Below are 21337 nucleotides of genomic sequence, written 5' to 3' on the forward strand. Positions count from 1 at the left end.
TGTTAGTCCAATTGCTTGAGTATCGAGAGCTTCGGCGGCCCCTTGAGCGTCCGCGTGGCATGATCGAGCCCGCCTTTCTGCTCATCGGCGTCGCTCATATGCTGCTGAAAGGCTGCTTCGCTTTCCCATTCCTGCATGCTGTGAAACACGCCTGGCCGCTGTGTATCCTCAAACACGACGGCGCTGAGCATGCCGGGCTTATGGGATGTCTTGATGGTGTTGTGGAACATTTCCCGGGTCTCGTCGACGTGCCCGGGGGCAGCTTCAATCTCGATCCAGACGAACACTTTGGACATAGCGGTCTGCGATTCTGCGAAAACACTCGGCGTCGCCATCAGCGATACCGCGAGCGCGGCCGAGGCGATGAGGTTTCGGCGATTCCAGTCCATCATTTGGGTACTCCATGGCTCAGACAGGAAGAGCCCCGCCGGCAGGCGATACCCATATGGAATTATTGCATGAAACGCAATATTGCCTTCTAGGCAATATTGCGTTGGGACGAAGCCGCCTTGCCAGCCGCGCGATTTGCAGAAGACCCGGCGGCCGAAGGCGGCCAGTCATCAATCTACCCAAAGGCGCAGTTGCCGGATGCGACGAGCGCGCCTCATCATGATCAGAACGCCATCCGCCCGAATCTCGCCGGTCGCCACCGCCCCACTCGGCGACAAAGGCGACGCAGAAGGCTAGCTGATCCCATGACCAACGCGCTCGTCCCGGAGTTCGCCGTCACCGACTACGGCCGGTCGAGGAAATTCTACTGCGACGTCCTCGGTTTCTCATGCGCGTACGAGCGCCCGGAGGAAGGATTCGGCTATCTCAGATTGGGTTCGGCCGAGCTGATGATCGACCAGATCGGTCTGGGACGGACCTTCGGGGGAGCCCACCTGCCCGGCGCACCTCCCTTCGGAAAGGGACTCAACGTCCAGATCCGCGTTGCCGCTGTCGGGCCCCTGATCGAAGCCCTGGAGCGCCATCGGATCACCCTCTACCTTCCGCTCGAAGAGAGGTGGTACCGCACCGGCGAGAGGGAGGCGGGGCAGCGGCAGTTCGTGGTGGCCGACCCGGACGGTTACCTGCTGCGGTTCTGCGAGGAGATGGGATCGAGACCCGCAGCATGAGTGGTCGGCGGTCGGCGTCAGCGAGCGTTCATTTCGATACCGCCCGGCGGCCTCTCTACCCCCGACGCTTCGCAGGTGAGAAATCGTCGTCCTCGCTCTCAGATCGGCGCCACGGACTTCCTGATCTCGTCCAGCGCCGCCGTCCGCTGCGCGATGACGAAGGCCCGGCAGGAGGGGTAGGAGAGGTACCGGCCGACCTGGCCGTATTCGACCGCGTCCAGGTAGAACAGGCAGCTGGCGTCGCGATAGGCGAGCCAGGCACGCTGCTCGTCGCGCAGCTTCGGATGGCTGTCCTCGGGAAGCTCGGCCAGCAGCGCCTGCCAGGCCTCGTTGAGGCGGGCGTCCTCGCGGTCGATCCATTCGGCGCCGCAGGCGCCCATGTCCGGCATGACGGCGCCGGCGTCGCCGACGCAGGCATCGTATTCGTCGTCGGCGCGGGCCGGCGACGCCAGCACCAGCAGCAGGCAACCGAGCGGCAGAAGCAGGCGCATGGTGGTCTCCCTTTCGCGTCCCTGAGGCCGCGCCGCCCTGGCGGCGCCGCGTTCACATCACCTGGTAGACCGGCCCCTCGCCGCCCTGCGGCGGCACCCAGTTGATGTTCTGGTTCGGGTCCTTGATGTCGCAGGTCTTGCAGTGGACGCAGTTCTGGCCGTTGATGACGTAGGCCTCCTTGCCGTCCTCCCCGACCACCCACTCGTAGACGCCGGCCGGGCAGTAGCGCTGCGACGGGCCGGCATAGACGGTGTACTCAGAGGAATGCTGCAGCGCCGGGTCCTTCACCTGGAGATGAACCGGCTGGTCCTCCTCGTGGTTGGTGTTGGAGAGATACACCGAGGAGACCTTGTCGAAGGTCAGCACCCCGTCGGGCTTGGCGTAGGTGATCGGCGTGTGCCTGGCCGCCGGCTCGAGGCAGGCATGATCCGGCTTGCCGTGCTTCCTTGTGCCGAAGAACGAGAAGCCGAACAGCGAATTCGTCCACATGTCGAGCCCGCCCAGCGCGATGCCGAGGAGCGTGCCGTACTTCGACCAGAGCGGCTTGACGTTGCGCACCGGCTTCAGGTCGCGGCCGATCGCCGAGCCGCGCCAGGCCTCGTCATAGGCGGCGAGCCGGTCGTGCGCGCGGCCGGCTGCGATGGCCTCGGCGGCGGCTTCCGCCGCCAGCATGCCGGAGGTCATGGCGTTGTGCGCGCCCTTGATGCGCGGCACGTTGACGAAGCCGGCCGAGCAGCCGATCAGCGCGCCGCCGGGGAACACCAGCTTCGGCACCGACTGCCAGCCGCCCTCGGTGATGGCGCGCGCGCCATAGGCGACGCGCTTGCCGCCGGCGAGGAGCTCGGCGACGTCCGGATGCGTCTTGAAGCGCTGGAACTCCTCGAAAGGCGACAGATACGGGTTCTTGTAGTTGAGGTGAACGACGAACCCGACATACACCTGGTTGTTCTCCAGGTGATACAGGAACGAGCCGCCGCCGGTGCCGCGGTCGAGCGGCCAGCCGAAGGAATGCTCGACGCGGCCGGGCTTGGACTTCTCCGGCGCGATCTCCCAGAGTTCCTTGATGCCGAGGCCGAATTTCTGCGGCTCGCGCCCCTCGTCGAGGCCATAGGCGGCGATCAGCTGCTTGGCCAGCGAGCCGCGTACGCCCTCGCCGATCATCACGTATTTGCCTAGCAGCGCCATGCCGCGGGCGAAGGCGGCGCCCGGCTCGCCCTCGCGGGTGATGCCCATGTCGCCGGTGGCGACGCCGATTACCGTGTTGGCCTCGTCATAGAGGATCTCGGTGGCGGCAAAGCCCGGATAGATCTCGACGCCGAGCGCCTCGGCCTTCTCCGCCAGCCATTTGCAGACGAGGCCGAGCGAGACGATGTAGTTGCCGTGATTGCCCATCAGCTTCGGCATCAGCGCGTTCGGCAGGCGGACCGAGCCCTGCGGCCCGTAGAAATAGAACCGGTCGTCGGTGACTTTCGTCTTGATCGGCGTTTCCTCGCTGCGCCATTCGGGCAGGAGGATGTCGAGCGCCGAAGGGTCGAGGACGTTGCCGGAGAGGATGTGCGCGCCCACCTCGCCGCCCTTCTCGAGGACCACGACGGTCAGCTCAGGGTCCAGCTGCTTCAGGCGGATCGCAGCGGCGAGCCCGGCCGGGCCCGCGCCGACGATCACCACGTCGAACTCCATCGATTCGCGTTCCGGCAGCGTCTCGGCGTGGCTCATCTCGTCTCCCATCCTGGCATGGCCGGCCGGATCGCCCGCCCGTCTCAGGAGCCAAGAGACTAGCGCGATCCGATGTCGGGACGAGTTCTAACTTGATTGACGTGAACGTCAATCGCGCCGAATGCCTGCCGGTGTAACTGGCGAGCCGCTTGACCGGGCAAAGCGCGCCGGGGGAAGAGAGGCCTTCCGCTTGCTGCGAGGCTCCCCGTGAACGCTGTCTTCCTGGCCGTCGCCATTCTCTGCGAGATCGTCGGCACCACCGCGCTGAAATCGACCCACGGCTTCACCCGGCTGCTGCCGTCGCTGGTCACCGTCGCGGCCTATGCGCTGGCGTTCTATTTCCTGTCGCTGCCGCTGCGCACCCTGCCGGTCGGCATCGTCTACGCGATCTGGTCGGGCGCCGGCATCGTCATCCTGGCGTTGGTCGACCTGTTCTGGTTCCGCACCTCGATCGATGCGGCCGGCTTTCTCGGCCTCGCGCTGATCCTCGCCGGCGTGTTGGTGATCAATTTGTTCTCGCAGACGGTCAGCCATTGAGCGATGGCGGCGCCGATCCCTCCCTGCGGGGCGTCGCCTGCCGCGCCGAAATCGGCTAGGACGGGGGCATGAACGCCGCACAGCCAGAGCCCGGCCGCGACGCCGCCATCGCGCTGCTCGAATGGTACCGCGACGCCGGCATCGACGTGTTCGTCGGCGAGACACCGCGCGACCGCTTCGCCGAGACGCGGGCCGAGCTCGCCGCGCGCGACGGCAGGCGGGCCCAGCCGGCAGCACCCGCCGCCCCGGCGCCGGCGCCGCCGGTCCGGGCCCCCGCCGCGGCCTTTCCCGTCGAGCCGGCCGGCACCTTCGCCACCAGCCGCGCCGCCGTGCCGGACGACGTCGCCATCGCCGACGCCCGCGAGCGGGCCCGCTCGGCCGCGAGCCTTGCCGAGCTGCAGGCGGCGCTCCACGCGTTCGAGAGCTGCAACCTGCGGATCACCGCCAAGTCCACCGTGTTCGGCGACGGCGCCGAGAACGCCGAGGTGATGTTCGTCGGCGAGGCGCCGGGCCGCGAGGAGGACATCGCGGGCGTTCCCTTCGTCGGCCGCTCCGGCCAGCTGCTCGACCGGATGCTCGCCGCGATCGGGCTGGAGCGGCAGAACGTCCGGGTCACCAACACCGTGCCGTGGCGCCCGCCGGGCAACCGGCCGCCGACCCCGGCCGAGACGCAGATCTGCCTGCCCTTCGTGCAGCGCCACATCGAGCTCGTGCGCCCGAAGATCCTGGTCTGCCTCGGCTCGCCCGCCGCCAAGGCGATCCTCGCTTCCGAGGAGGGCATCCTGCGGATCAGGGGCCGCTGGACGACCTACAGCTTCGGCCTCGGCGAGGCCGACACGATCGCCGCGACGGCGATGCTGCACCCGGCCTATCTGCTCCGCCAGCCGGCGCAGAAGAAGCTCGCCTGGCGCGATCTCCTGGCGCTGAAGGCCCGATTGGCGGAAAAGTCGCCGTCCGACTGATTTTCGTCCGATCCTCGTCATGATCGGCAGGCACAAGGCTCTCGCCAACGCCGCCGTTAATGCCTAGAGCGGGCGGCAGCAGCGCCGATTCGCCGGTCGTCAGGACCGGGGCCAGCCGCAGATCGTCGGGCTGTCCCGCCATCCACTCCGTTTCGCCAAGGCCGTCATGCCCCTTCCCGTGCAGATCCTGCCGATCGTCTCCCTGCTCATCTCCACCTTCTTCCTGATGGCGGGCGCCGGGCTGATGGGCATCCTCCTGCCGGTGCGCGGCTCGATCGAGGGCTGGTCGAGCTACCAGATCGGCGCCTTCGGCACCTCCTACGCCATCGCCTTCACGGCCGGCTGCGTGATCATCCCGAAGATCGTCCAGCGCGCCGGCCATGTTCGGACCTTCTCCAGCCTCGCGTCGCTGATGGCGATCTCGGTGCTGCTCTGCGCCATCGTCGTCGATCCCTATGCCTGGATCATCTTCCGCGGCCTCGCCGGCTTCGCGCTGGCCGGCTGCTACATGATCATCGAGAGCTGGCTGAACGAGCGCGTCACCAACGAGACGCGCGGGCGGATCTTCTCGATCTACATGGTGGTCACGATGGGCGCGATGATGGGCGGGCAGTACGTCATGCCGCTCAGCCAGCCGCAGCTCACCGTGCCGTTCATGCTCTGCGCCATCCTGTTCGCCATGGCGGTGATCCCGAACGCGCTGTCGAAGGCGCAGTCGCCGAAGCCGCTGACGACGATCCGCATCAACCTGGTGCCGATCTTCCGCAATTCGCCGGTCGCCGCCGTCGGCGTGCTGCTCGCCGGCGTGCTCTCGGGCATCTGGAACAACATGGCGCCGGTGTTCGGCGAGAAGGCAGGGCTCTCGACTGCCGAGATCGCCACGCTGGTGGTCGCCGCCATGGCCGGCGGCATCGTCTTCCAGGTGCCGCTCGGCCGGATCTCCGACAAGGTCGACCGTCGCTACGTGATGACCGCCGCGGGCCTTATCGGCGTCGGCGCCGGCACGGCGGGCGTCTATCTCGCCGGCAGCGGCCCGGCGGTGCTGTTCACCCTCGCCTTCCTGATCGGCGGCGTCGTCTATCCGGCCTATTCGCTCGCGGTGGCGCACGCCAACGACTACGCGGCCGATTCCGACTTCGTGAAGATCGCCAGCGGCATGCTGATCCTCTACGGCGTCGGCACGATGATCGGCCCGATCTACGCGGCGTTCCTGATGGAGACCTTCGGGCCGCGCGGCATCTTCCAGGCGGTCGGCAGCGCCGCGGCCTTCTACGCCGCCTATTCCTTCTACCGGACCTACCGCCGCGAGGCGATGCCGGTCGACGAGCGGCCTGACTTCCAGACCGTGCCGCTGGCAAGAACCCAGACCCCCGCCAGCTTCGCCCTCGACCCGCGTGCGGAACCGGCGGAGCCAGGCGAACCGGAAGAGGCGCCCAGCAAGGCCGCGTGATCGGGGCCGGTGGAGCACGCGGATGGGCCGCGTCGCCAGGTAACGCGGGAGCAACCGGCCGGTCAGTCGCCCATTGCCGCCGCCTGTCGCTCGAAGCTCGCCAGATCGAAATAGTCGCGCCATTCCGTAATCGCCCCATCGACTACCGTCATGCTCCCCATGGTCGGGAGTTCGATCCGGGCGCCGTTGTCGGCGAGGAAGAGGTCAAGGCGTTCGGTCAGCACGTTGTCGCCGTCTTGTGCGATGCGCCGAAGCTGCCAATCGACCCGGATGCGGGTCCCGACGCCAAATCTCTTATGGAACTGCCGGACGTTCTCCCGTCCCCGGATCTCCGGCAGGGGGATGTTGTGGTAGAAGACGTCCTCGGCAAGCAGATCGATGGCCGCGTCGAAGTCGCCCTCGTTGATCCGGCCAAAAAATCGTCGGACGAGTTCAATCGCTGCTGATTCCTGATTGGGCGTCGTCATGGCGTGTCTCTGTGGTTGCGGCGGGGGATGCGGGTGGGCTCGATGGCGTTCAGTCAGGCGAAGCGGACGAGGTTGTGGCTCGGCAGCGGGCCGCCGGGAAACTGCACCAGGCGCCCGCCTATCGCGAGCGAGCCCAGATCGATGCCGAAGAAGCCGAGGCGCTTGATGAGTGCTCCGACCTCCGCCTTCGCGGTCTCGTCGTCACCGGAGAGGAAGAGAACGCGACGCCCGCCCTCGGCCTGAGGGTCACCAGCCACGAGATGCGTCGCCAGATGGTTGAACGCCTTGACCAGGCGCGCACCCGGAACGAGATCCTTCACGATCTCGCTCGACAGCCGTCCGCCGAGGTCGGCCGGTTCGAAGCGCGGCGCCTCGATCGGGTTGTTGGCGTCGACGACGATGCGGCCGCCGAAGTCCGGAAGTCCGGCCAGCGCTGCGGGCAGTTTTGACCAGTTCACCGCGACGAAGACGATATCCTTCGATGCCGCGCCCTCGCGCGTGCCGGCGGTGACCGGCGCGCCGATCCCGGCGACGGTCTCCCTCAGGCTCTCCGGACCGCGGCTGTTTGCATGCGTGACAGGAATGTCCTTGCCGGCGAGGGCCGTGGCGATGGCGCGGCCGTTCTGGCCGGCGCCGATGATGCCGATGCTGGGCATGACGGAATCCTTGATGTGGTGACGCTGCTCAGTCGGATAGGTCGCCAGCGATGTTGGCAGCTTCGGAGGCGGCAGCGTGTAGGTCTGCGCGTTTGCGGGTCGGTCGCCGCGACGGCAACCGCAGTGGTGGAGCGAAGATGGCCCGGCGACTTCCGCGCGAATAGCCGGTAATCTTTTGCGACAGTTTCAAGCGAACGTGGAAGATGGATCTGTCGTGGAAACGCTGGCGAATCTTGAGAGCTTCGTGCGCAGCGCGGAAGCCGGAAGCTTTTCCGAGGCGGCGCGCCGCCTGTCGCTGACGCCTGCCGCCGTCAGCCGCAATGTCTCGATTCTCGAGCGCAACCTCGGGATCCGGCTGTTCCATCGCACCACCCGCCGCCTCACACTCACCGAAAGCGGTGCAAGATTCCTGTCCGCCGTGTCCGGGGGGCTGGACGTAGTGCAAGCGGCGATTGCCGAAGCCGCCGGAGGGACGGAGGAGCCGAGTGGCATCCTGAAGGTCAGCCTGCCACCCACGCTCGGGATGAGTTACGTCCTGCCTCTGCTTCCCGACTTCCTGGCCCGCTATCCGCGCGTCCGGCCGGAATGGCACTTCGAGAACCGCCCTGTCAGTCTCGTCGCCGAAGGCTACGATGAGGCGATCGGCGGCGGCTTCGATCTTTCGCCAGGCGTCGTCGCCCGCACTTTGGCCCCGGCGCATCTCGTCGTCGTCGCAGCACCGCAATACATGTCAGACCGCGTTCCGCCCGCCGACCCAGGCGGACTTGCAGCCTTCGACAGCATCGTCATGCGCTCGCAGCGGACCGGACGGACGATGCACTGGGCCATGCGTGACGCCGTCGGCACGAAGGCGATCGCAGCACTCGACGAGCGGATCGTCCTCAACGACTTCATCGCCATCCGGGAAGCGGCCATTCTCGGCCTCGGCGTCGCCCTGCTCTCCGTCCCGGACGTCTTGGCTGAACTTCAGGACGGACGGCTCATTCAGCTGTTGCCGCAGTGGTATGTCGACGCTGGCGCCATCTCCATCTACTATGCCAACCGGGAACATCTCCCGATCAAAACCCGCGCCTTCGTCGACTTCATCGCTGAGGCCTTCAAGGCCAAGGGGTTGGCGCGATCCTTCGCCGGCAGTCTTGGATGACACCTGGCTGAACGTCGGCTCCCGGCGTGCCTGAAACCCGAAGAGACACGCGTTCGACGTCGCGGGCCGGAGCTACGTGCCGGCCTCCCGCTACCTGGCCCGAGGAAGCGACCTGCTTCGTGCTGGCGGATCGGACGAAGGACGCCATATCCGCGACGAACGGCGATCGGTTGGTCGGTCCGCCGCGGGTTTCGAAGAAGGGCTTCAGCCTTGCATGACCTCGAGGACGGCGTCTGGCTGAACCAGCCGGATGAGGCCGCACTGTCGCGGGACGGCCTGCATGTCGTCACCGACGGGGGGACCGACTTCTGGCGCGAGACGCATTACGGCTTCACCCGGGACAGCGGTCATTTCCTCGGCGTGGAGACGCAAGACGGCTTCACGGCGCAACTGCGCGTGCGGGCAGAATTCGAGCACCTCTACGACCAGGCCGGGATCATGGTCCGGCTGGACGAACGCCGGTGGATCAAGGCAGGGCTGGAGTTCTCCGACGGGAACCCTCAGCTGGGCAGCGTCCTGACGAACGAGCGGTCGGACTGGGCGACGGGGCCGTTCACCGACAATCCGCGCGACTTCTGGATGCGCGTCTCGCTGGCCGGCGGCGTCCTGCGCCTGCAGGCGTCGCAGGACGGCGAGCGATGGCCCCTTGTCCGCCTCTGCCCTTTTCCGACGAGCACGCATTACCGCGTCGGGCCGATGTGCTGCACGCCGGAGCGGGCCGGTCTCGCTGTCCACTTCTCCGACTGGCGGCTGACCCGTCACCTCGGCAAGCCGCTTCACGATCTGGCGTGAAGACATGAGGGCCGGGCGCCGCCGCCACCCGCGACGCAAAAGGGGCGGCCCTTCCGGACCGCCCTTTTTCCATTCACTGTAGCGACGAGCGTCAGGCGATGCGGCCGCCGCCCTGCTTGGTGATGACCACCACCGACGGGCGCACCGGCAGGGCGTCGTCGAAGTCGGGCCAGCGGGTCGACGGGTCCTCGTAGTAGGAGGGCCGGCCGAAGCCTTCCCAGTCCTCGCCGCCGTCGCCCGGATGCTGGACCGCGACGAAGGCGGTCTGCATGTCCGGCAGCATCAGCGGGCCGCACATCTCGGCGCCGACCGGCACGCGGAAGAACAGCTTGGAGGTGCCGCGGGCCTCGCCGTCCGTGTCGACCGCCCAGAGGCCGTCAGTACGCCCGGTGGCCTTCGGCGAATTGCCGTCGGTGGAGACCCAGAGCCGGCCGTCGGCGTCGACCGCGCAGTTGTCGGGCATGCCGAACCAGCCGTTCTTCGTGGTCTCGGTCGAAAACGTCGCGCCGACCTCGGCGATCGACGGGTCGCCGCACTGCAGCAGCACCTCCCAGGTGCCGGTGGTGGCGGCGAAGTCGCCATCCGCCTCGGCGATCTCGATGATGTGGCCGAACTTGTTGTCGACACGCGGGTTGGCCGCGTTGGCCTCCTCGCGCTTGGTGTTGTTGGTCAGCATGACGTAGACGCGGCCGTTGGTGGCGTTCGGCTGGATGTCCTCCGGCCGGTCCATCTTGGTCGGCTCGAGCAGGTCGGCGGCCCGGCGCGTCTCGATCAGGACGTCGGCCTGGCTCTCGAAGCCGTTCTCGGCGGTCAGCGGTCCTTCGCCGTGGACGAGCGGCAGCCAGGCCACCGTGCCGTCCTCTTCGAAGCGCGCGACATAGAGCGTGCCCTCGTCGAGCAGGTCCATGTTCGCCGCCCGGTCGCTCTCGTCGTAAGTGCCGGCGGTGACGAACTTGTAGACGTAGTCGAAGCGCTCGTCGTCGCCGAGATAGAAGACGACCCGGCCGTCCTTGTTGACGATCGATTCGGCGCCCTCGTGCTTGAAGCGGCCGAGCGCGGTGCGCTTCTTCGGGGTGGAGTTCGGGTCCATCGCGTCGACCTCGACGATCCAGCCGAAGCGGTTCGGCTCGTTCGGCTCCTTCGAGACGTCGAAGCGGTCGTGGAAGTTGCCCCAGGCATAGCTGCCCTCCGGCACGCCGTAGCGCTCGTAATTGGCGGCCTCGGCGTGGCCGTCCGGCAGTTCGCCCATGAAGTAGCCGTGGAAGTTCTCCTCGGCCATGATGTAGGTGCCCCAGGGCGTCACGCCGCCGGCGCAGTTGTTGATCGTGCCGAGCACCTTGGTGCCGGTGGCATCCGCACTGGTCTTCAGGCGGTCGTGGCCGGCGGCCGGGCCGGTCAGCTCCATCTCGGTGGTGGCGGTGATGCGGCGGTTGTTGGCGCCGTCGGTGACCACCTGCCACTTACCGTCCACCTTGCGGATCTCGACGATCGTGCCGCCATGCGCGGCCATCTCGATGTCGACCCGCGCCTGGTCGGCGTCGGCAACTTTCAGCTCGTCGCCTTCGACCGTGACGATGCCCGGGAACATCAGATGTTCGTTGGTGTATTCGTGATTGACCACCAGCAGGCCGTGCTCGGAGGAGCCCTCCTCCAGCGGGATGAAGCCGACATAGTCGTTGTTGTAGCCGAACTGGCGGGCCTGGCCTTCGGCGGTCTGCGCGGTCGGATCGAATTCCGGCGAGTCAGGGAAGATCGCGTCGCCCCAGCGCAGCAGCACGTCGGCGTCATAGCCTTCGGCCACGTGGTGCGTCGCGTCGACGCCCGCCTCGACCTCGGTGAAGTCGAAGCGCGTGCCGGCGCCCTGCGCCTTCGCCTCGCCGGCCGCCATCAGCGCCATCGGGCTGACCGTCGCGGCGATCGCCGTCGCTGCCATCGAGCCGCGCAGGAAATCGCGGCGCGAGAAGCGCGCGGCGATGATCTCGCCCATCGTGCGGTTGTCGGTCTTGTTGGTGCCTTCCCCGTCCGCCTGCTCGAGCTGGCTGGTCCGGAAGACTTTGCGGTCCGTCGTGTGTTCGTTCATCGGTGACCCCTGTCGCAGCGGAATTTTTGCGAACCCTCGCGGCGCGCCGGGCGCCGGACTGGAACGGTTCCAGAGTGAGGTAACGGGGGAACGTCACAGACGGATGACGGTGGGGCTCGGGACAGTGAGGGTCACAGCTAGCGTCTGCTCACGACCGTCCGGACACCCGTCCAGGCCACAAAAGCCGTCCGCGGACGGAGATCGGCGGACCGGGTCCGCTCGCAAGCTCGCTTCCTAGCGTCGTCGCAGGACAGACAGACCGGGATTCAGACCATGGTCTGGCCTGCTAGCTCATAGGTCCGGGGCCCGTTCCCCATTGAACGCGACCGGCCTCTACTGAGTACAGGACGAGCCGACCGGCTCTCCGAAACGTCTCCTGAGACGTATCATGGAGGAACACATGCGTACCAATCAGAGCCTTCCCCTGGGTCTCGCTGCTGTGCTTCTTGCAGGCACCACAATGGCGTCCAGCGCCACTCGCCTCGTCGATTTCGCAGCACCCGTCGCATCGCGATCGGATGCCGAAGCGCCCGTCCTCCAGGCCCGGAATGGCGCCGACGATGCGCCCGGCCACATCCGCCGCGCCCGAGGGGCCGATGATGCGCTGGGAGACGACAACGGCGGTGAACGCAGCAGCGACAACGACCGAGGCGACGACAACGGTGGTGATGACCATGGTGGTCATAGTCGCGGTGGCGATGACGCCAGCGGCGATGACCATGGCGGCGGACGCGGAGGTGACGACGGCGGTCGTGGCCGCGGTGGCGACGATGGCGGCCGTGGCCGCGGTGGCGACGATGGCGGTCGTGGCCGCGGTGGCGACGATGGCGGTCGTGGCCGCGGTGGCGACGATGGCGGTCGTGGCCGCGGTGGCGACGATGGCGGTCGTGGCCGCGGTGGCGACGATGGCGGTCGAAGCTAATCGAATGGTCGCTTCGGCCCTCCGCCTTGGAACATGACGCGCAAATGAAGGGGGCTGGCGACTGTTGTCTGCCAGCCCCGAAGCTCTTAGATCCAAAGTGACGTTACGTTCAGATCAAAGAAGGCCACATGATGACCCGCTGGCAGATCTCGGCACTTGTCGTCCTCCTGACTGTCGGCGCGGCGGGAATGGCAGTGCCCGCATGGGCGGACAACAATTCCGGCGGCAGCGGCAATTCGGGCAGCGGCAACTCGGGCAGTGGCAATTCGGGCAGCGGCCGGTCGGGGGGGAGCGACGATCGCGGCTCAGACCCATCCGGCTCGGATAATTCCGGCGGTACCGGCCATTCGGGCAGATCTGGCAGGGATAGCCGTTCAGGATCGGATGACGGTCCGAACGCCGGCGGCGGCCGCGGATCCGGACGTTCTCCGTCTGCCGAAAGCAGTGGCCGCGATACGGACACACGCGTCTACCGCGGCGGGTGGCGGGAGCGCATCAGCAGTGGCCGCTACCAGATATTCGATCCGGCCGGGCGCACGGTGACCAACCGCAAAGCCACCGCGAAGGATTTAGCCCGCTTCGCCAAATGACCCTAGGGCATCACATCTGCCCATGACCCGAAGATGGGTTCATCAGTGCTTATGTCCGTCGGAAAACAGCATGGCGGCCTCGGTCCGGTTGCGAACATGCAGCTTGTGTAGAATTCGGGTCATATGGTGCTTGACCGTCTTCTCCTGAAGCGCGAGCAGGCGCGCCACCTCCTTATTGCTGTTCCCGGCGGCCACCATACGCAGGACCTGTTCTTCGCGGTGGGTCAGTGTCGAAAGGGCATCCTCGGACTCGCGGGCGCCTGCGGGACCGTTCCGCCCACTCTGGATCTCGACCAGGATCCGAGCGGCCAACGCCGGTGACACATAGCTTTCTCCGGCGGCGACTCCCTTGATCACCTCGACCAAGGTGCTGGCCCCGACGCCTTTCAAAACATAGCCGCGCGCACCGGCGGGCAGCGCCGCGAGAACGTCGTCGTCACTCTCGGATGCCGTGAGCACGATGATCTTGGCCTCCGACCATCGATCCAGGATGGCTGACAGCGCATTCAGTCCGCCGCCCGGCATGGAAAGGTCGAGCATCACGACATCCGGTCGGAGTTCGTCGACGAGTGCGATTGCATCGGCAGTACTGCCGCCTTTACCGACCACCGAAAGACCGGGAATGCTCGCGAGCGTCAGCGACACACCTTCCCTGAACAGGGGGTGATCGTCGACGACGATGATCCGTATAAGTCCCCCGGCTTCGCTCATGCCCCAACTCCTCTCGCCGATAGCATCATCTTGACAGTGGTGCCGCGTCCGAGCGTGCTGTCGAGATCGAAGCGACCCCCGATCTGGACGACACGCTCCTCGAGTCCCGCAAGGCCCAGCCCAGTTACGGCAGCATGGCGATCAAATCCGGGGCCGTCATCGCGCACGGCGATCGTAAGCCCGTCGTCGGACGTGATGGCCTCAACAACTTGGGAAGCGCCCGCAGCATGGCGGGTCGCATTGTTCAACGTTTCCTGGACGAAGCGGTAGACACAGATCTTCTCGGCCTGCGACAATGTCGCCGTCGGTCCGTCGATGCTCAACGAGACGACAGTGCCGGTGCGGGACACGTGAGACGACACGGCACGGCGCAACACGGCATCGAGGTCGAGTGCGTCCAGTTCCGGCAACGTCAACCCGCGGCAGATATCACGGATTTCCTGCATCGCCTCGTCAAGTGACGTCTGGACGACCCGCAGATCGACGCGTTCCGGCATCATGTCGAGACGCAATAAGGCGTAGGCCAGAAGCTGCGCCGGGCCGTCGTGCAGGTCCGCGGAGATACGACGCAGGTAACGCTCGTTCAGCCCGGCGGCCCGCTGCGATGCCTGCTCGACACGAAGACGCAGCATCCGGTTCTGCGAAAGCAGTTGCGACAACTCCTCGACCTTGTCCTTCAGCGCCGTGCGCTGGCGGATGATCATGCGGCTGCCGCGGGCGACGATCAGGAAGAGTGAGCCGAGCATGCCGGCCGTAACGACACCGACCACCAGCCAGCTTCGGACCCTCGCCTGCGCTATGTCGGCACTCAGGCCTTCCGCCGTCTCGTAGAACTCGGCGACCCCGATCACCCGTCCCGACCAAGGCTCGCGGATCGGGCTGTAGATTTCGAGCAACGCTATGTTCGCGCGCCGCTCGATCGCGCTTTCAGGATCGTCGAGGCTGTCGAATTCCCCGTGCACCCGACCTGCGAGTGCCGCACTGAGCCCTTCCTCGGGCTCGAAATGTTGACCGACGAGCGTGTCCTCGTTGGCGTAGATTATCGTGCCGTCGGGCGCCCATATCTTGAAGGAAACCAGCCGATCGCCGAGTACACCGGCGCCCAGCGTCTCACGCAGCGCAAGTTGCGCTCCCTCGCCGAGGCTGTCGCGGTTGGCGAGTTCTTGAGTCAGCGGCGCGATGATGCTGTCGACATAGAGCGCCGTTGCCACTGCGGCGTTGCGCGTCGCGGCCTCTTCGATGCGATCAGTTACCCAAAGGCCAATGATGGTCATGCCGAGAAACAGAACCAGCATCCCGGCCAGAAGAAACTGCCAGGCGAGGCTCATTTCCCTCAGGGCAATCGCGCGTATGGCGCCCGAGGATGTCGTGGAAGCGGACCTCATGCTTCGGTATATCGGATGTCGGCCGGGCGACGAAAGTCCGCAAAGGTCCCTGGACCTGCGACCAAGGGCGGGCGCAGGCCGTCCGTTGAGCCGGATTCTCAGCCATCCCATGCATGGTGTCCACCGGCCGCTTCATGAGCCGTCTGCTCGAAGCCGGATAGTAGCCGCCTCACCCCCCCGGCGGCGACACCCCGCGCGCCCGGTTGCGCTCGATGCCCAGCCGGTGTTCGCGCCAGATGATGAAGATGCCGGCCGAGACGACGATGCCGCCGCCGATCAGCGTCGCCAGGCTCACCGACTCGCCGAACAGGAAATAGCCGATGGCGATGGCGAGGATCATCGAGGTGTATTCGAAGGGCGCGACGGTCGAGGCGTCGGCATAGCGATAGGCCGAGGTCAGCAGCAGCTGGCCGACACCGCCGCAGAGGCCCGCAACGACGAGGTACGCCGCCTGTTCCGGGCTCGGCACCACCCAGCCGAAGAAGATCGACGACAGCGCCGCGATCACCGAGCAGGTCAGCGAGAAATACACGACGATCGTCGCCGTCGCCTCGGTGCGCACCAGCCGGCGGATCTGGATCATCGCGATGGCGGCGACGGTCGCCGAGATCAGCGCCGCGGCGATGCCGAGCAGCTGCCCGTCGTCCAGCGGCTCGGCCGTGACGGAGAGGCTCGGCAAGGTGACGACGACGATGCCGAGGAGGCCGACGATCGCCGCGCTCCAGCGATAGAGCCGCACCACCTCCTTCAGGAACACCGCGGCGAACACCACCGTCAGCAGCGGCGCCGCGTAGGAGATGGTGATCCACTCCGGATAGGGCAGCCGCGTCAGCGCGAAGAAGCCGAAGCTCATCGAGGTCACCCCGACGAGGCCGCGCACGACATGGCCCGGCAGATCGTCGGTCTTCAGCGCCGTGCCGAGGTCGCCGAGCCAGGCGAGATAGATCGCCACCGGGACCAGCGCGAAGAACGAGCGGAAGAACACGATCTCGCCGGCCGGGATCGCCTCGCCGCCCGACTTGATCGCCGTCTGCATGCCGACGAAGATCACCACCGAAATGCATTTCAGCAAGATGCCGAGCATCGGGCGGGAGACCCGCCCGTCCTGCGTCGCACTCTTCATGCCCTGCCATCCCCCTCGCGGCGGCCGATGCCGCCGGGCCGCGCGATCCCCGCGCCGGCCGTCAGCGCGCTGCCTGCAGCGCCTCCCAGACCCTGAGCGGCGTCGCCGGCATGTCGATATGCGCGACCCCCGCCGGCCGCAGCGCATCGGCGACGGCGTTCATCACCGCCGGCGCCGCGCCGATCGTGCCGGCCTCGCCGGCGCCCTTGATGCCCAGCGCATTGGTGGTCGAGGGAACGTTGCGGGTGCGGAAGTCGAAATTCGGCAGGTCCTCCGCCCGCGGCATGGCGTAGTCCATGAAGCTTGCGGTGACCAGCTGTCCCTCGCCGTCATAGACGGCGTTCTCGATCAGCGCCTGGCCGATGCCCTGCGCGACGCCGCCATGGATCTGGCCGGCGAGCAGGACCGGGTTCACCGTCACGCCGAAATCGTCGACGATCGTGTAGGCGACGATGTGCGTCGCGCCGGTCTCCGGGTCGATCTCGACCTCGCAGACATGCGTGCCGTTGGGATAGGTCGCCTCCTCCTGCTTGAACTCGCCGGTGGCCTTGCGGTCGGCGTCGCTCCTGGCGGCGGCCGCCAGCGCCGCGAAGTCGATCGAGCGGTCGGTGCCGACGATGCGGGCGGTGCCCGCGTCGAGCTCGATGTCGGCCACCGCGGCTTCCAGCTCGTCGGCGGCGAGCTTCTTCAGCTTGTCGGCCAGCGCCTGGCTCGCCCGGCGAACCGAGACCGCGCCCAGCGGGATCGAGCGCGAGCCGCCGGTGCCGCCGCCGGTCGGCGTCTCGTCGGTGTCGCCCTGGCGCACGTCGATCATGGCGTAGTCGAGCTTCAGCTCCTCGGCGACGAACTGCGCATAGGCGGTCGCGTGGCCCTGGCCGTTCGACTGGGTGCCGATCTTCAGCTCGACCCGGCCTTCCGGCGTCAGCTCGACATAGGCCGGCTCGGAGCCCGGAAATGCGCAGGCCTCGACATAGGCGGCCAGCCCGATGCCGCGCAGCCTGCCGGCTGCCTTGGCAGCGGCGCGCCGGGTCTCGAAATCCGCCCAGCCGGCGCGGCGCAGCGCCTCCTCCAGATGGCCGGTAAAGTCGCCGGTGTCGTAGAGCCGGCCGAACGCCGTGCGATAGGGCAGCTGGTCGCCGCGGATGAAGTTGCGGCGGCGCAGCTCCACCCGGTCGATGCCGAGATCGAGGGCGCACTGGTCGACCAGCCGCTCGATCAGATAGGCCGCCTCGGGCCTGCCGGCGCCGCGATAGGCGTCCACCGGCACGGTGTTGGTGTAGTAGATGCGGCAATCGACGTCGATCGCCGGGATGTCGTAGAGGCCGGTCGCCATTGACATGCCGAACCACGGGATCATCGGCCCGTATTGCGAGGCGTAGGCGCCGAGATTGGCGGCGAGGTCGATCGACAGGCCGGTGAAGCGGCCGTCCGCATCCATCGCCATCTTGCCGGTGACGACGTTGTCGCGGCCATGCGTGTCGCTGACGAAATGGTCGGTGCGGTCGGCGGTCCACTTGACCGGCCGGCCGAGGCGGCGCGCCGCGACCAGCACCAGCGCATGCTCGCGATAGACGAAGGCCTTGGTGCCGAAGCCGCCGCCGACGTCGCGGGTGAGGACGCGCAGCTCGTCATTGCCGATCTTCAGCACCTTGCCGGCGATGATGTTGCGCATGCCGTGCACGCCCTGGCTGCCGGTCGTCAGCGTGTAGCGCGGCTCGGCATACTCGCCGATCGCCGAACGCGTCTCCATGTAGTTGCAGACGAGACGGTTCTGCACCAGCGTGATCTCGCTGACATGCGCGGCGGCGGCGAAGGCGGCCTCAGCCGCCGCCTTGTCGCCCTCGTGGAGGCGAGTGGCGAGGTGGCCGTCGGAGTCCTGGGCCGCGCCCTCGGCGCCGGCGATGTCGGCGACGGCCGGCAGCGGCTCGTAGTCGACCTCGACCAGCTCGGCGGCGTCGCGGGCCTCGGTGGCGCTGTCGGCGACGACGAAGGCGACCGCGTCGCCGACATGGCGGACGACGTCGCGGCACAGCACCGGCGCGTTGCGCGGCTCGAAGGGCGCCCCGTCGGCGGGCTTGATCGGCGCCATGCAGGGGATGTCGCCGAGTTCGGCGACGTCCTCGTGGGTCAGGATCAGCCGCACGCCGGGGGCCGCGCGGGCGGCCTCCAGATCGGCAATGCGGAACTTGGCATGGGCATGCGGTGAGCGCACGACGACGGCGTGCAGCAGCCCTTCGCGCGTCTCGTCGTCGGTGTAGTGGCCGGCGCCGCGGATGAAGGCGTCGTCTTCCTTGCGCAGCACGGAGGCGCCGAGGCCGAATTTGGGAGTCATGACGTTCATGCCGAAGCTTCCTCGCACGCGGGTCCGCAGCGGCGCGCCGGGAACGGTATCGTCGTCCCGGATTCTGGCCGCTCGTCCCATCTATTGCGCCAGCGCGCCGGCGTCGAGGGCGGCGGTGGCACGGCGGCGACGCGAAACGGTTGGCATTCGGCGCGGGCAGGATTAACTCCGGGGTGACCAGAGAGGATATCCCGCATGCTGCGCACCGATGACGGCCCGACGATCAAGCTCGAGGACTACCGCCCGACCGACTTCGTCCTGCATTCCGTGGCGATGACGATCCGGCTGTTCGAGGGAAGCGCCGAGATCGACACGCAGCTGGTGCTGGAGCGCCGCGAGGGGGCGGCCGCCGACGCGCCGCTGGTGCTTGACGGCGACGAGCTGACGCTCGTCGGGGTTTCGCTCGACGGCGCGGCGCTGGCGCCCGAGGCCTTCACCGCTACGCCGCAGCGCCTGGAGATCGCCGCCCCGCCCGCCGCCGGCCGCTTCATGCTCGACGTCGGAACGCGCATCGTGCCGGAGGAGAACACCAAGCTGATGGGGCTCTATCGCTCCAACGGCGTCTGGTGCACCCAGTGCGAGGCCGAGGGCTTCCGCCGCATCACCTATTTCCTCGACCGGCCGGACGTGCTGGCGCCCTACCGCGTCCGCATCGAGGCCGACCGCGCCGCAGCGCCCGTGCTCCTGTCCAACGGCAACCCGGCCGGGCACGGCGACCTGCCGGACGGAAGGCACTTCGCCGTGTGGGACGACCCGTTCAACAAGCCGTCCTATCTCTTCGCCGTCGTCGCCGGCGACCTCGACTCGATCCACGAGGACTTCCGGACCGCCAGCGGCAAGCCGGTCCAACTCGGCATCTACACCGAGAAGGGGCGCGTCGGGCAGGCCGGCTACGCCATGGACGCGCTGAAGCGCTCGATGTGGTGGGACGAGCGGCGCTTCGGCCGCGAATACGATCTCGACGTGTTCAACATCGTGGCGATCCCCGACTTCAACATGGGCGCCATGGAGAACAAGGGCCTCAACGTCTTCAACCACAAATACGTGCTGCTCGACCCCGACACCGCCACCGACGCCGACTATGCCGGCGTCGAGACGGTCATCGCGCATGAATATTTCCATAACTGGACCGGCAACCGCATCACCTGCCGCGACTGGTTCCAGCTCTGCCTGAAGGAAGGCCTGACGGTCTATCGCGACCAGGAGTTCTCGGCGGACGAGCGCTCCGCCGCGGTGCAGCGGATCAATTCCGTGCGGCGGCTCAAGGCGCACCAGTTCCCCGAGGACCAGGGCCCGCTGCAGCATCCGGTGCGGCCGCGCGAATACCGCGAGATCAACAACTTCTACACCGCCACCGTCTACGACAAGGGCGCCGAGCTGGTGCGGATGGTCGCGACCATCCTCGGCCGCGACGGCTTCCGCAAGGGCATGGATCTCTATTTCGAGCGCCATGACGGCGATGCCGCGACGATCGAGGACTTCATCGCCTGCTTCGAGGACGCCACCGGCGCCGACCTGACGCAGTTTGCCCTGTGGTATTCGCAGGCCGGCACGCCCTCGCTGGCGGTCAGCGAGGACTGGGACGCGGCCAGCGGCACGCTGACGGTCGGGCTGAAGCAGGCGCTCGAGGTCGGCGCTTCCGGCACCGGCGGCGCGCCCTTCCACATTCCCGTGCGCTTCGGCCTCGTCGGCGCCAATGGCGAGGACAAGGCGTTCACGGCCGCCCATGGCGCGGAGATCGACGGCGATGTCATCCACCTCACCGCCGAGGCGGAGACCGTGGTCTTCGAGAATGTCGGCGAACGGCCGTATCTCTCGGTGCTGCGCGACTTCTCGGCGCCGGTGACGCTGCATCACGAGCAGCCCCTGGCCGACCGGCTGGCGCTCGCCCGGCTCGACCCCAACCTCTTCAACCGCTGGCGGATCCTCAACGACCTCGTCGCCGACGCGCTGGTCGCCGCCAGCCGCAACGGGCAGGCCGCGGCGCAGCCGCTGCCGCCGGAGATCGTCGACGCGATCCTCGGCTCGGCCGGCGACGAGGGCATCGAGGCGGCCTACCGCGCCCAGGCCCTCACCCTGCCCAGCGAGGCCGAGATCGCCCGGATGCTCGCCGAGAACGTCGACCCCGACGCGATCCATGCCGCGGTCGAGGCGGCGCGGCGGCTGATCGGCGAGCGCGGTCGCGCGCTGTTCGAGCGCATCCGCGCCGACGCCCGGCCGGCCGCGGATTTCTCGCCCGATGCCGACAGCGCCGGGCGCCGCTCGCTCGCCAACGTCGCGCTTGCCTATCTTGCGGCCGCCGACGGCGATCCGGCCCCGGCCGCATCACAGTACCGGGCGGCGCGCAACATGACCGACCGGCTCGCCGGCCTGGCGATCCTGGTGCACCGCTTCCCGGCGGAGGAAGCCTCGCAGGCGGCGCTCGCCGACTTCTACGCGCGCTTCGAGCACGACGAGCTGGTGGTCGACAAATGGTTCGCGCTGCAGGCGACCGTCCCGGACAAGGCCGCGCTCGACATCGTCGCCGGTCTGCTCGGCCACCCGAAATTCACCCTGCGCAACCCGAACCGGGTCCGCGCCCTCGTCGGCACCTTCGCCGGCGGCAACCAGCTGGCCTTCCACCGGGCGGACGGCGCCGGCTATCGCTGGGTGGCCGAGCGGATCGCCGAACTCGACAAGCTCAACCCGCAAATCGCCGCACGAATTGCGACAACATTTCGTTCGTGGCGCAGCTTCGAGGCGGGACGCCGCCATGCCGCACAGGAAACGCTGGAAAAACTTGCAGCGATTCCAGATCTTTCCAACGATACCAGGGATATCGTGGAAAGATCGTTGCGCTGAGTTGCGATCA

General features: G+C 67.6%; 19 protein-coding genes. 9 read left to right on the plus strand and 10 right to left on the minus strand.

Translation table 11 applies throughout. The features are described 5' to 3' along the window. Positions 1 to 2 precede the first annotated feature (2 nt). Positions 3 to 392: a putative quinol monooxygenase gene (locus LXB15_RS12620; protein ID WP_233948789.1), complete on the minus strand. Its 390-nt coding sequence runs from the start codon at positions 390 to 392 to the stop codon at positions 3 to 5. A gap of 303 nt (positions 393 to 695) precedes the next feature. On the opposite strand from LXB15_RS12620, the gene LXB15_RS12625 reads away from it, so the two are divergent. Next, positions 696 to 1118, plus strand: a complete 423-nt coding sequence (locus LXB15_RS12625) for a VOC family protein (protein WP_233948790.1) — start codon at positions 696 to 698, stop codon at positions 1116 to 1118. Between the two features lie 98 nt (positions 1119 to 1216). On the opposite strand, the gene LXB15_RS12630 is transcribed toward LXB15_RS12625, so the two are convergent. Both LXB15_RS12630 and LXB15_RS12635 read right to left on the minus strand, forming a co-directional pair. Next, positions 1217 to 1609, minus strand: a complete 393-nt coding sequence (locus LXB15_RS12630) for a lysozyme inhibitor LprI family protein (RefSeq protein ID WP_233948791.1) — start codon at positions 1607 to 1609, stop codon at positions 1217 to 1219. Positions 1610 to 1661: 52 nt separating this feature from the next. Then, positions 1662 to 3326: an electron transfer flavoprotein-ubiquinone oxidoreductase gene (locus LXB15_RS12635; RefSeq protein WP_233948792.1), complete on the minus strand. Its 1665-nt coding sequence runs from the start codon at positions 3324 to 3326 to the stop codon at positions 1662 to 1664. A gap of 207 nt (positions 3327 to 3533) precedes the next feature. On the opposite strand from LXB15_RS12635, the gene LXB15_RS12640 reads away from it, so the two are divergent. The 3 genes from LXB15_RS12640 to LXB15_RS12650 all read left to right on the plus strand — a co-directional run bounded on the left by LXB15_RS12640 (position 3534) and on the right by LXB15_RS12650 (position 6275). Beyond that, complete coding sequence (locus LXB15_RS12640) at positions 3534 to 3863, plus strand: multidrug efflux SMR transporter (protein ID WP_183209838.1); 330 nt, start codon at positions 3534 to 3536, stop codon at positions 3861 to 3863. A 68-nt stretch (positions 3864 to 3931) separates the two neighbouring features. Continuing rightward, positions 3932 to 4825, plus strand: coding sequence for a uracil-DNA glycosylase family protein (locus LXB15_RS12645; protein WP_233948793.1), 894 nt, complete (start codon positions 3932 to 3934; stop codon positions 4823 to 4825). A 166-nt stretch (positions 4826 to 4991) separates the two neighbouring features. Next, entirely contained in the window at positions 4992 to 6275 is a 1284-nt protein-coding gene (locus LXB15_RS12650; RefSeq protein WP_233948794.1) for an MFS transporter, read from the plus strand. A 62-nt stretch (positions 6276 to 6337) separates the two neighbouring features. On the opposite strand, the gene LXB15_RS12655 is transcribed toward LXB15_RS12650, so the two are convergent. Further along, positions 6338 to 6742, minus strand: coding sequence for a limonene-1,2-epoxide hydrolase family protein (locus LXB15_RS12655; RefSeq protein WP_233948795.1), 405 nt, complete (start codon positions 6740 to 6742; stop codon positions 6338 to 6340). A 53-nt stretch (positions 6743 to 6795) separates the two neighbouring features. Further along, the gene (locus LXB15_RS12660; RefSeq protein WP_233948796.1) at positions 6796 to 7398 is read right to left on the minus strand and encodes an NADPH-dependent F420 reductase; all 603 of its coding nucleotides are present in this window, start codon (positions 7396 to 7398) and stop codon (positions 6796 to 6798) included. A gap of 214 nt (positions 7399 to 7612) precedes the next feature. Here LXB15_RS12660 and LXB15_RS12665 point away from each other — a divergent pair, with 214 nt between their 5' ends. Further along, positions 7613 to 8542: a LysR family transcriptional regulator gene (locus tag LXB15_RS12665; protein ID WP_233948797.1), complete on the plus strand. Its 930-nt coding sequence runs from the start codon at positions 7613 to 7615 to the stop codon at positions 8540 to 8542. Between the two features lie 210 nt (positions 8543 to 8752). Beyond that, entirely contained in the window at positions 8753 to 9334 is a 582-nt protein-coding gene (locus LXB15_RS12670; RefSeq protein WP_233948798.1) for a DUF1349 domain-containing protein, read from the plus strand. A gap of 91 nt (positions 9335 to 9425) precedes the next feature. Here LXB15_RS12670 and LXB15_RS12675 read toward each other — a convergent pair whose 3' ends face one another. Beyond that, on the minus strand, positions 9426 to 11414 hold the full coding sequence (locus LXB15_RS12675; RefSeq protein ID WP_233948799.1) for a PhoX family phosphatase: 1989 nt from the start codon (positions 11412 to 11414) through the stop codon (positions 9426 to 9428). 560 nt (positions 11415 to 11974) lie between these two features. Here LXB15_RS12675 and LXB15_RS12680 point away from each other — a divergent pair. Beyond that, positions 11975 to 12373: a hypothetical protein gene (locus LXB15_RS12680; RefSeq protein WP_233948800.1), complete on the plus strand. Its 399-nt coding sequence runs from the start codon at positions 11975 to 11977 to the stop codon at positions 12371 to 12373. Between the two features lie 91 nt (positions 12374 to 12464). Next, on the plus strand, positions 12465 to 12926 hold the full coding sequence (locus LXB15_RS12685; protein WP_233948801.1) for a hypothetical protein: 462 nt from the start codon (positions 12465 to 12467) through the stop codon (positions 12924 to 12926). Between the two features lie 42 nt (positions 12927 to 12968). On the opposite strand, the gene LXB15_RS12690 is transcribed toward LXB15_RS12685, so the two are convergent. The 4 genes from LXB15_RS12690 to LXB15_RS12705 form a co-directional block, all read right to left on the minus strand. Beyond that, positions 12969 to 13637, minus strand: a complete 669-nt coding sequence (locus LXB15_RS12690) for a response regulator transcription factor (RefSeq protein ID WP_233948802.1) — start codon at positions 13635 to 13637, stop codon at positions 12969 to 12971. Continuing rightward, a complete protein-coding gene (locus LXB15_RS12695; RefSeq protein WP_233948803.1) occupies positions 13634 to 14965 on the minus strand; it encodes a sensor histidine kinase in 1332 nt (443 codons plus the stop codon). Before LXB15_RS12695 ends, LXB15_RS12690 begins: the two co-directional genes overlap by 4 nt. A gap of 226 nt (positions 14966 to 15191) precedes the next feature. Beyond that, positions 15192 to 16145: a DMT family transporter gene (locus tag LXB15_RS12700; protein ID WP_233948804.1), complete on the minus strand. Its 954-nt coding sequence runs from the start codon at positions 16143 to 16145 to the stop codon at positions 15192 to 15194. A gap of 61 nt (positions 16146 to 16206) precedes the next feature. After that, entirely contained in the window at positions 16207 to 18486 is a 2280-nt protein-coding gene (locus LXB15_RS12705) for a xanthine dehydrogenase family protein molybdopterin-binding subunit (RefSeq protein ID WP_233948805.1), read from the minus strand. 195 nt (positions 18487 to 18681) lie between these two features. Here LXB15_RS12705 and pepN point away from each other — a divergent pair, with 195 nt between their 5' ends. Then, entirely contained in the window at positions 18682 to 21327 is a 2646-nt protein-coding gene (pepN, locus tag LXB15_RS12710; protein WP_233948806.1) for an aminopeptidase N, read from the plus strand. Positions 21328 to 21337 lie beyond the last annotated feature (10 nt).

The sequence above is a fragment of the Aurantimonas sp. HBX-1 genome (assembly GCF_021391535.1).
Taxonomy (GTDB): Bacteria; Pseudomonadota; Alphaproteobacteria; order Rhizobiales; family Rhizobiaceae; genus Aurantimonas.

Excerpts from the sequence above, each read along its gene's own strand:
- LXB15_RS12620 (WP_233948789.1), bottom strand. The coding sequence starts at position 392 with ATGATGGACTGGAATCGCCGAAACCTCATCGCCTCGGCCGCGCTCGCG.
- LXB15_RS12625 (WP_233948790.1), top strand. The coding sequence starts at position 696 with ATGACCAACGCGCTCGTCCCGGAGTTCGCCGTCACCGACTACGGCCGG.
- LXB15_RS12630 (WP_233948791.1), bottom strand. The coding sequence starts at position 1,609 with ATGCGCCTGCTTCTGCCGCTCGGTTGCCTGCTGCTGGTGCTGGCGTCG.
- LXB15_RS12635 (WP_233948792.1), bottom strand. The coding sequence starts at position 3,326 with ATGAGCCACGCCGAGACGCTGCCGGAACGCGAATCGATGGAGTTCGAC.
- LXB15_RS12645 (WP_233948793.1), top strand. The coding sequence starts at position 3,932 with ATGAACGCCGCACAGCCAGAGCCCGGCCGCGACGCCGCCATCGCGCTG.
- LXB15_RS12650 (WP_233948794.1), top strand. The coding sequence starts at position 4,992 with ATGCCCCTTCCCGTGCAGATCCTGCCGATCGTCTCCCTGCTCATCTCC.
- LXB15_RS12655 (WP_233948795.1), bottom strand. The coding sequence starts at position 6,742 with ATGACGACGCCCAATCAGGAATCAGCAGCGATTGAACTCGTCCGACGA.
- LXB15_RS12660 (WP_233948796.1), bottom strand. The coding sequence starts at position 7,398 with ATGCCCAGCATCGGCATCATCGGCGCCGGCCAGAACGGCCGCGCCATC.
- LXB15_RS12675 (WP_233948799.1), bottom strand. The coding sequence starts at position 11,414 with ATGAACGAACACACGACGGACCGCAAAGTCTTCCGGACCAGCCAGCTC.
- LXB15_RS12680 (WP_233948800.1), top strand. The coding sequence starts at position 11,975 with ATGCGCCCGGCCACATCCGCCGCGCCCGAGGGGCCGATGATGCGCTGG.
- LXB15_RS12685 (WP_233948801.1), top strand. The coding sequence starts at position 12,465 with ATGATGACCCGCTGGCAGATCTCGGCACTTGTCGTCCTCCTGACTGTC.
- LXB15_RS12690 (WP_233948802.1), bottom strand. The coding sequence starts at position 13,637 with ATGAGCGAAGCCGGGGGACTTATACGGATCATCGTCGTCGACGATCAC.
- LXB15_RS12695 (WP_233948803.1), bottom strand. The coding sequence starts at position 14,965 with ATGAGCCTCGCCTGGCAGTTTCTTCTGGCCGGGATGCTGGTTCTGTTT.
- LXB15_RS12700 (WP_233948804.1), bottom strand. The coding sequence starts at position 16,145 with ATGAAGAGTGCGACGCAGGACGGGCGGGTCTCCCGCCCGATGCTCGGC.
- LXB15_RS12705 (WP_233948805.1), bottom strand. The coding sequence starts at position 18,486 with ATGAACGTCATGACTCCCAAATTCGGCCTCGGCGCCTCCGTGCTGCGC.
- pepN (WP_233948806.1), top strand. The coding sequence starts at position 18,682 with ATGCTGCGCACCGATGACGGCCCGACGATCAAGCTCGAGGACTACCGC.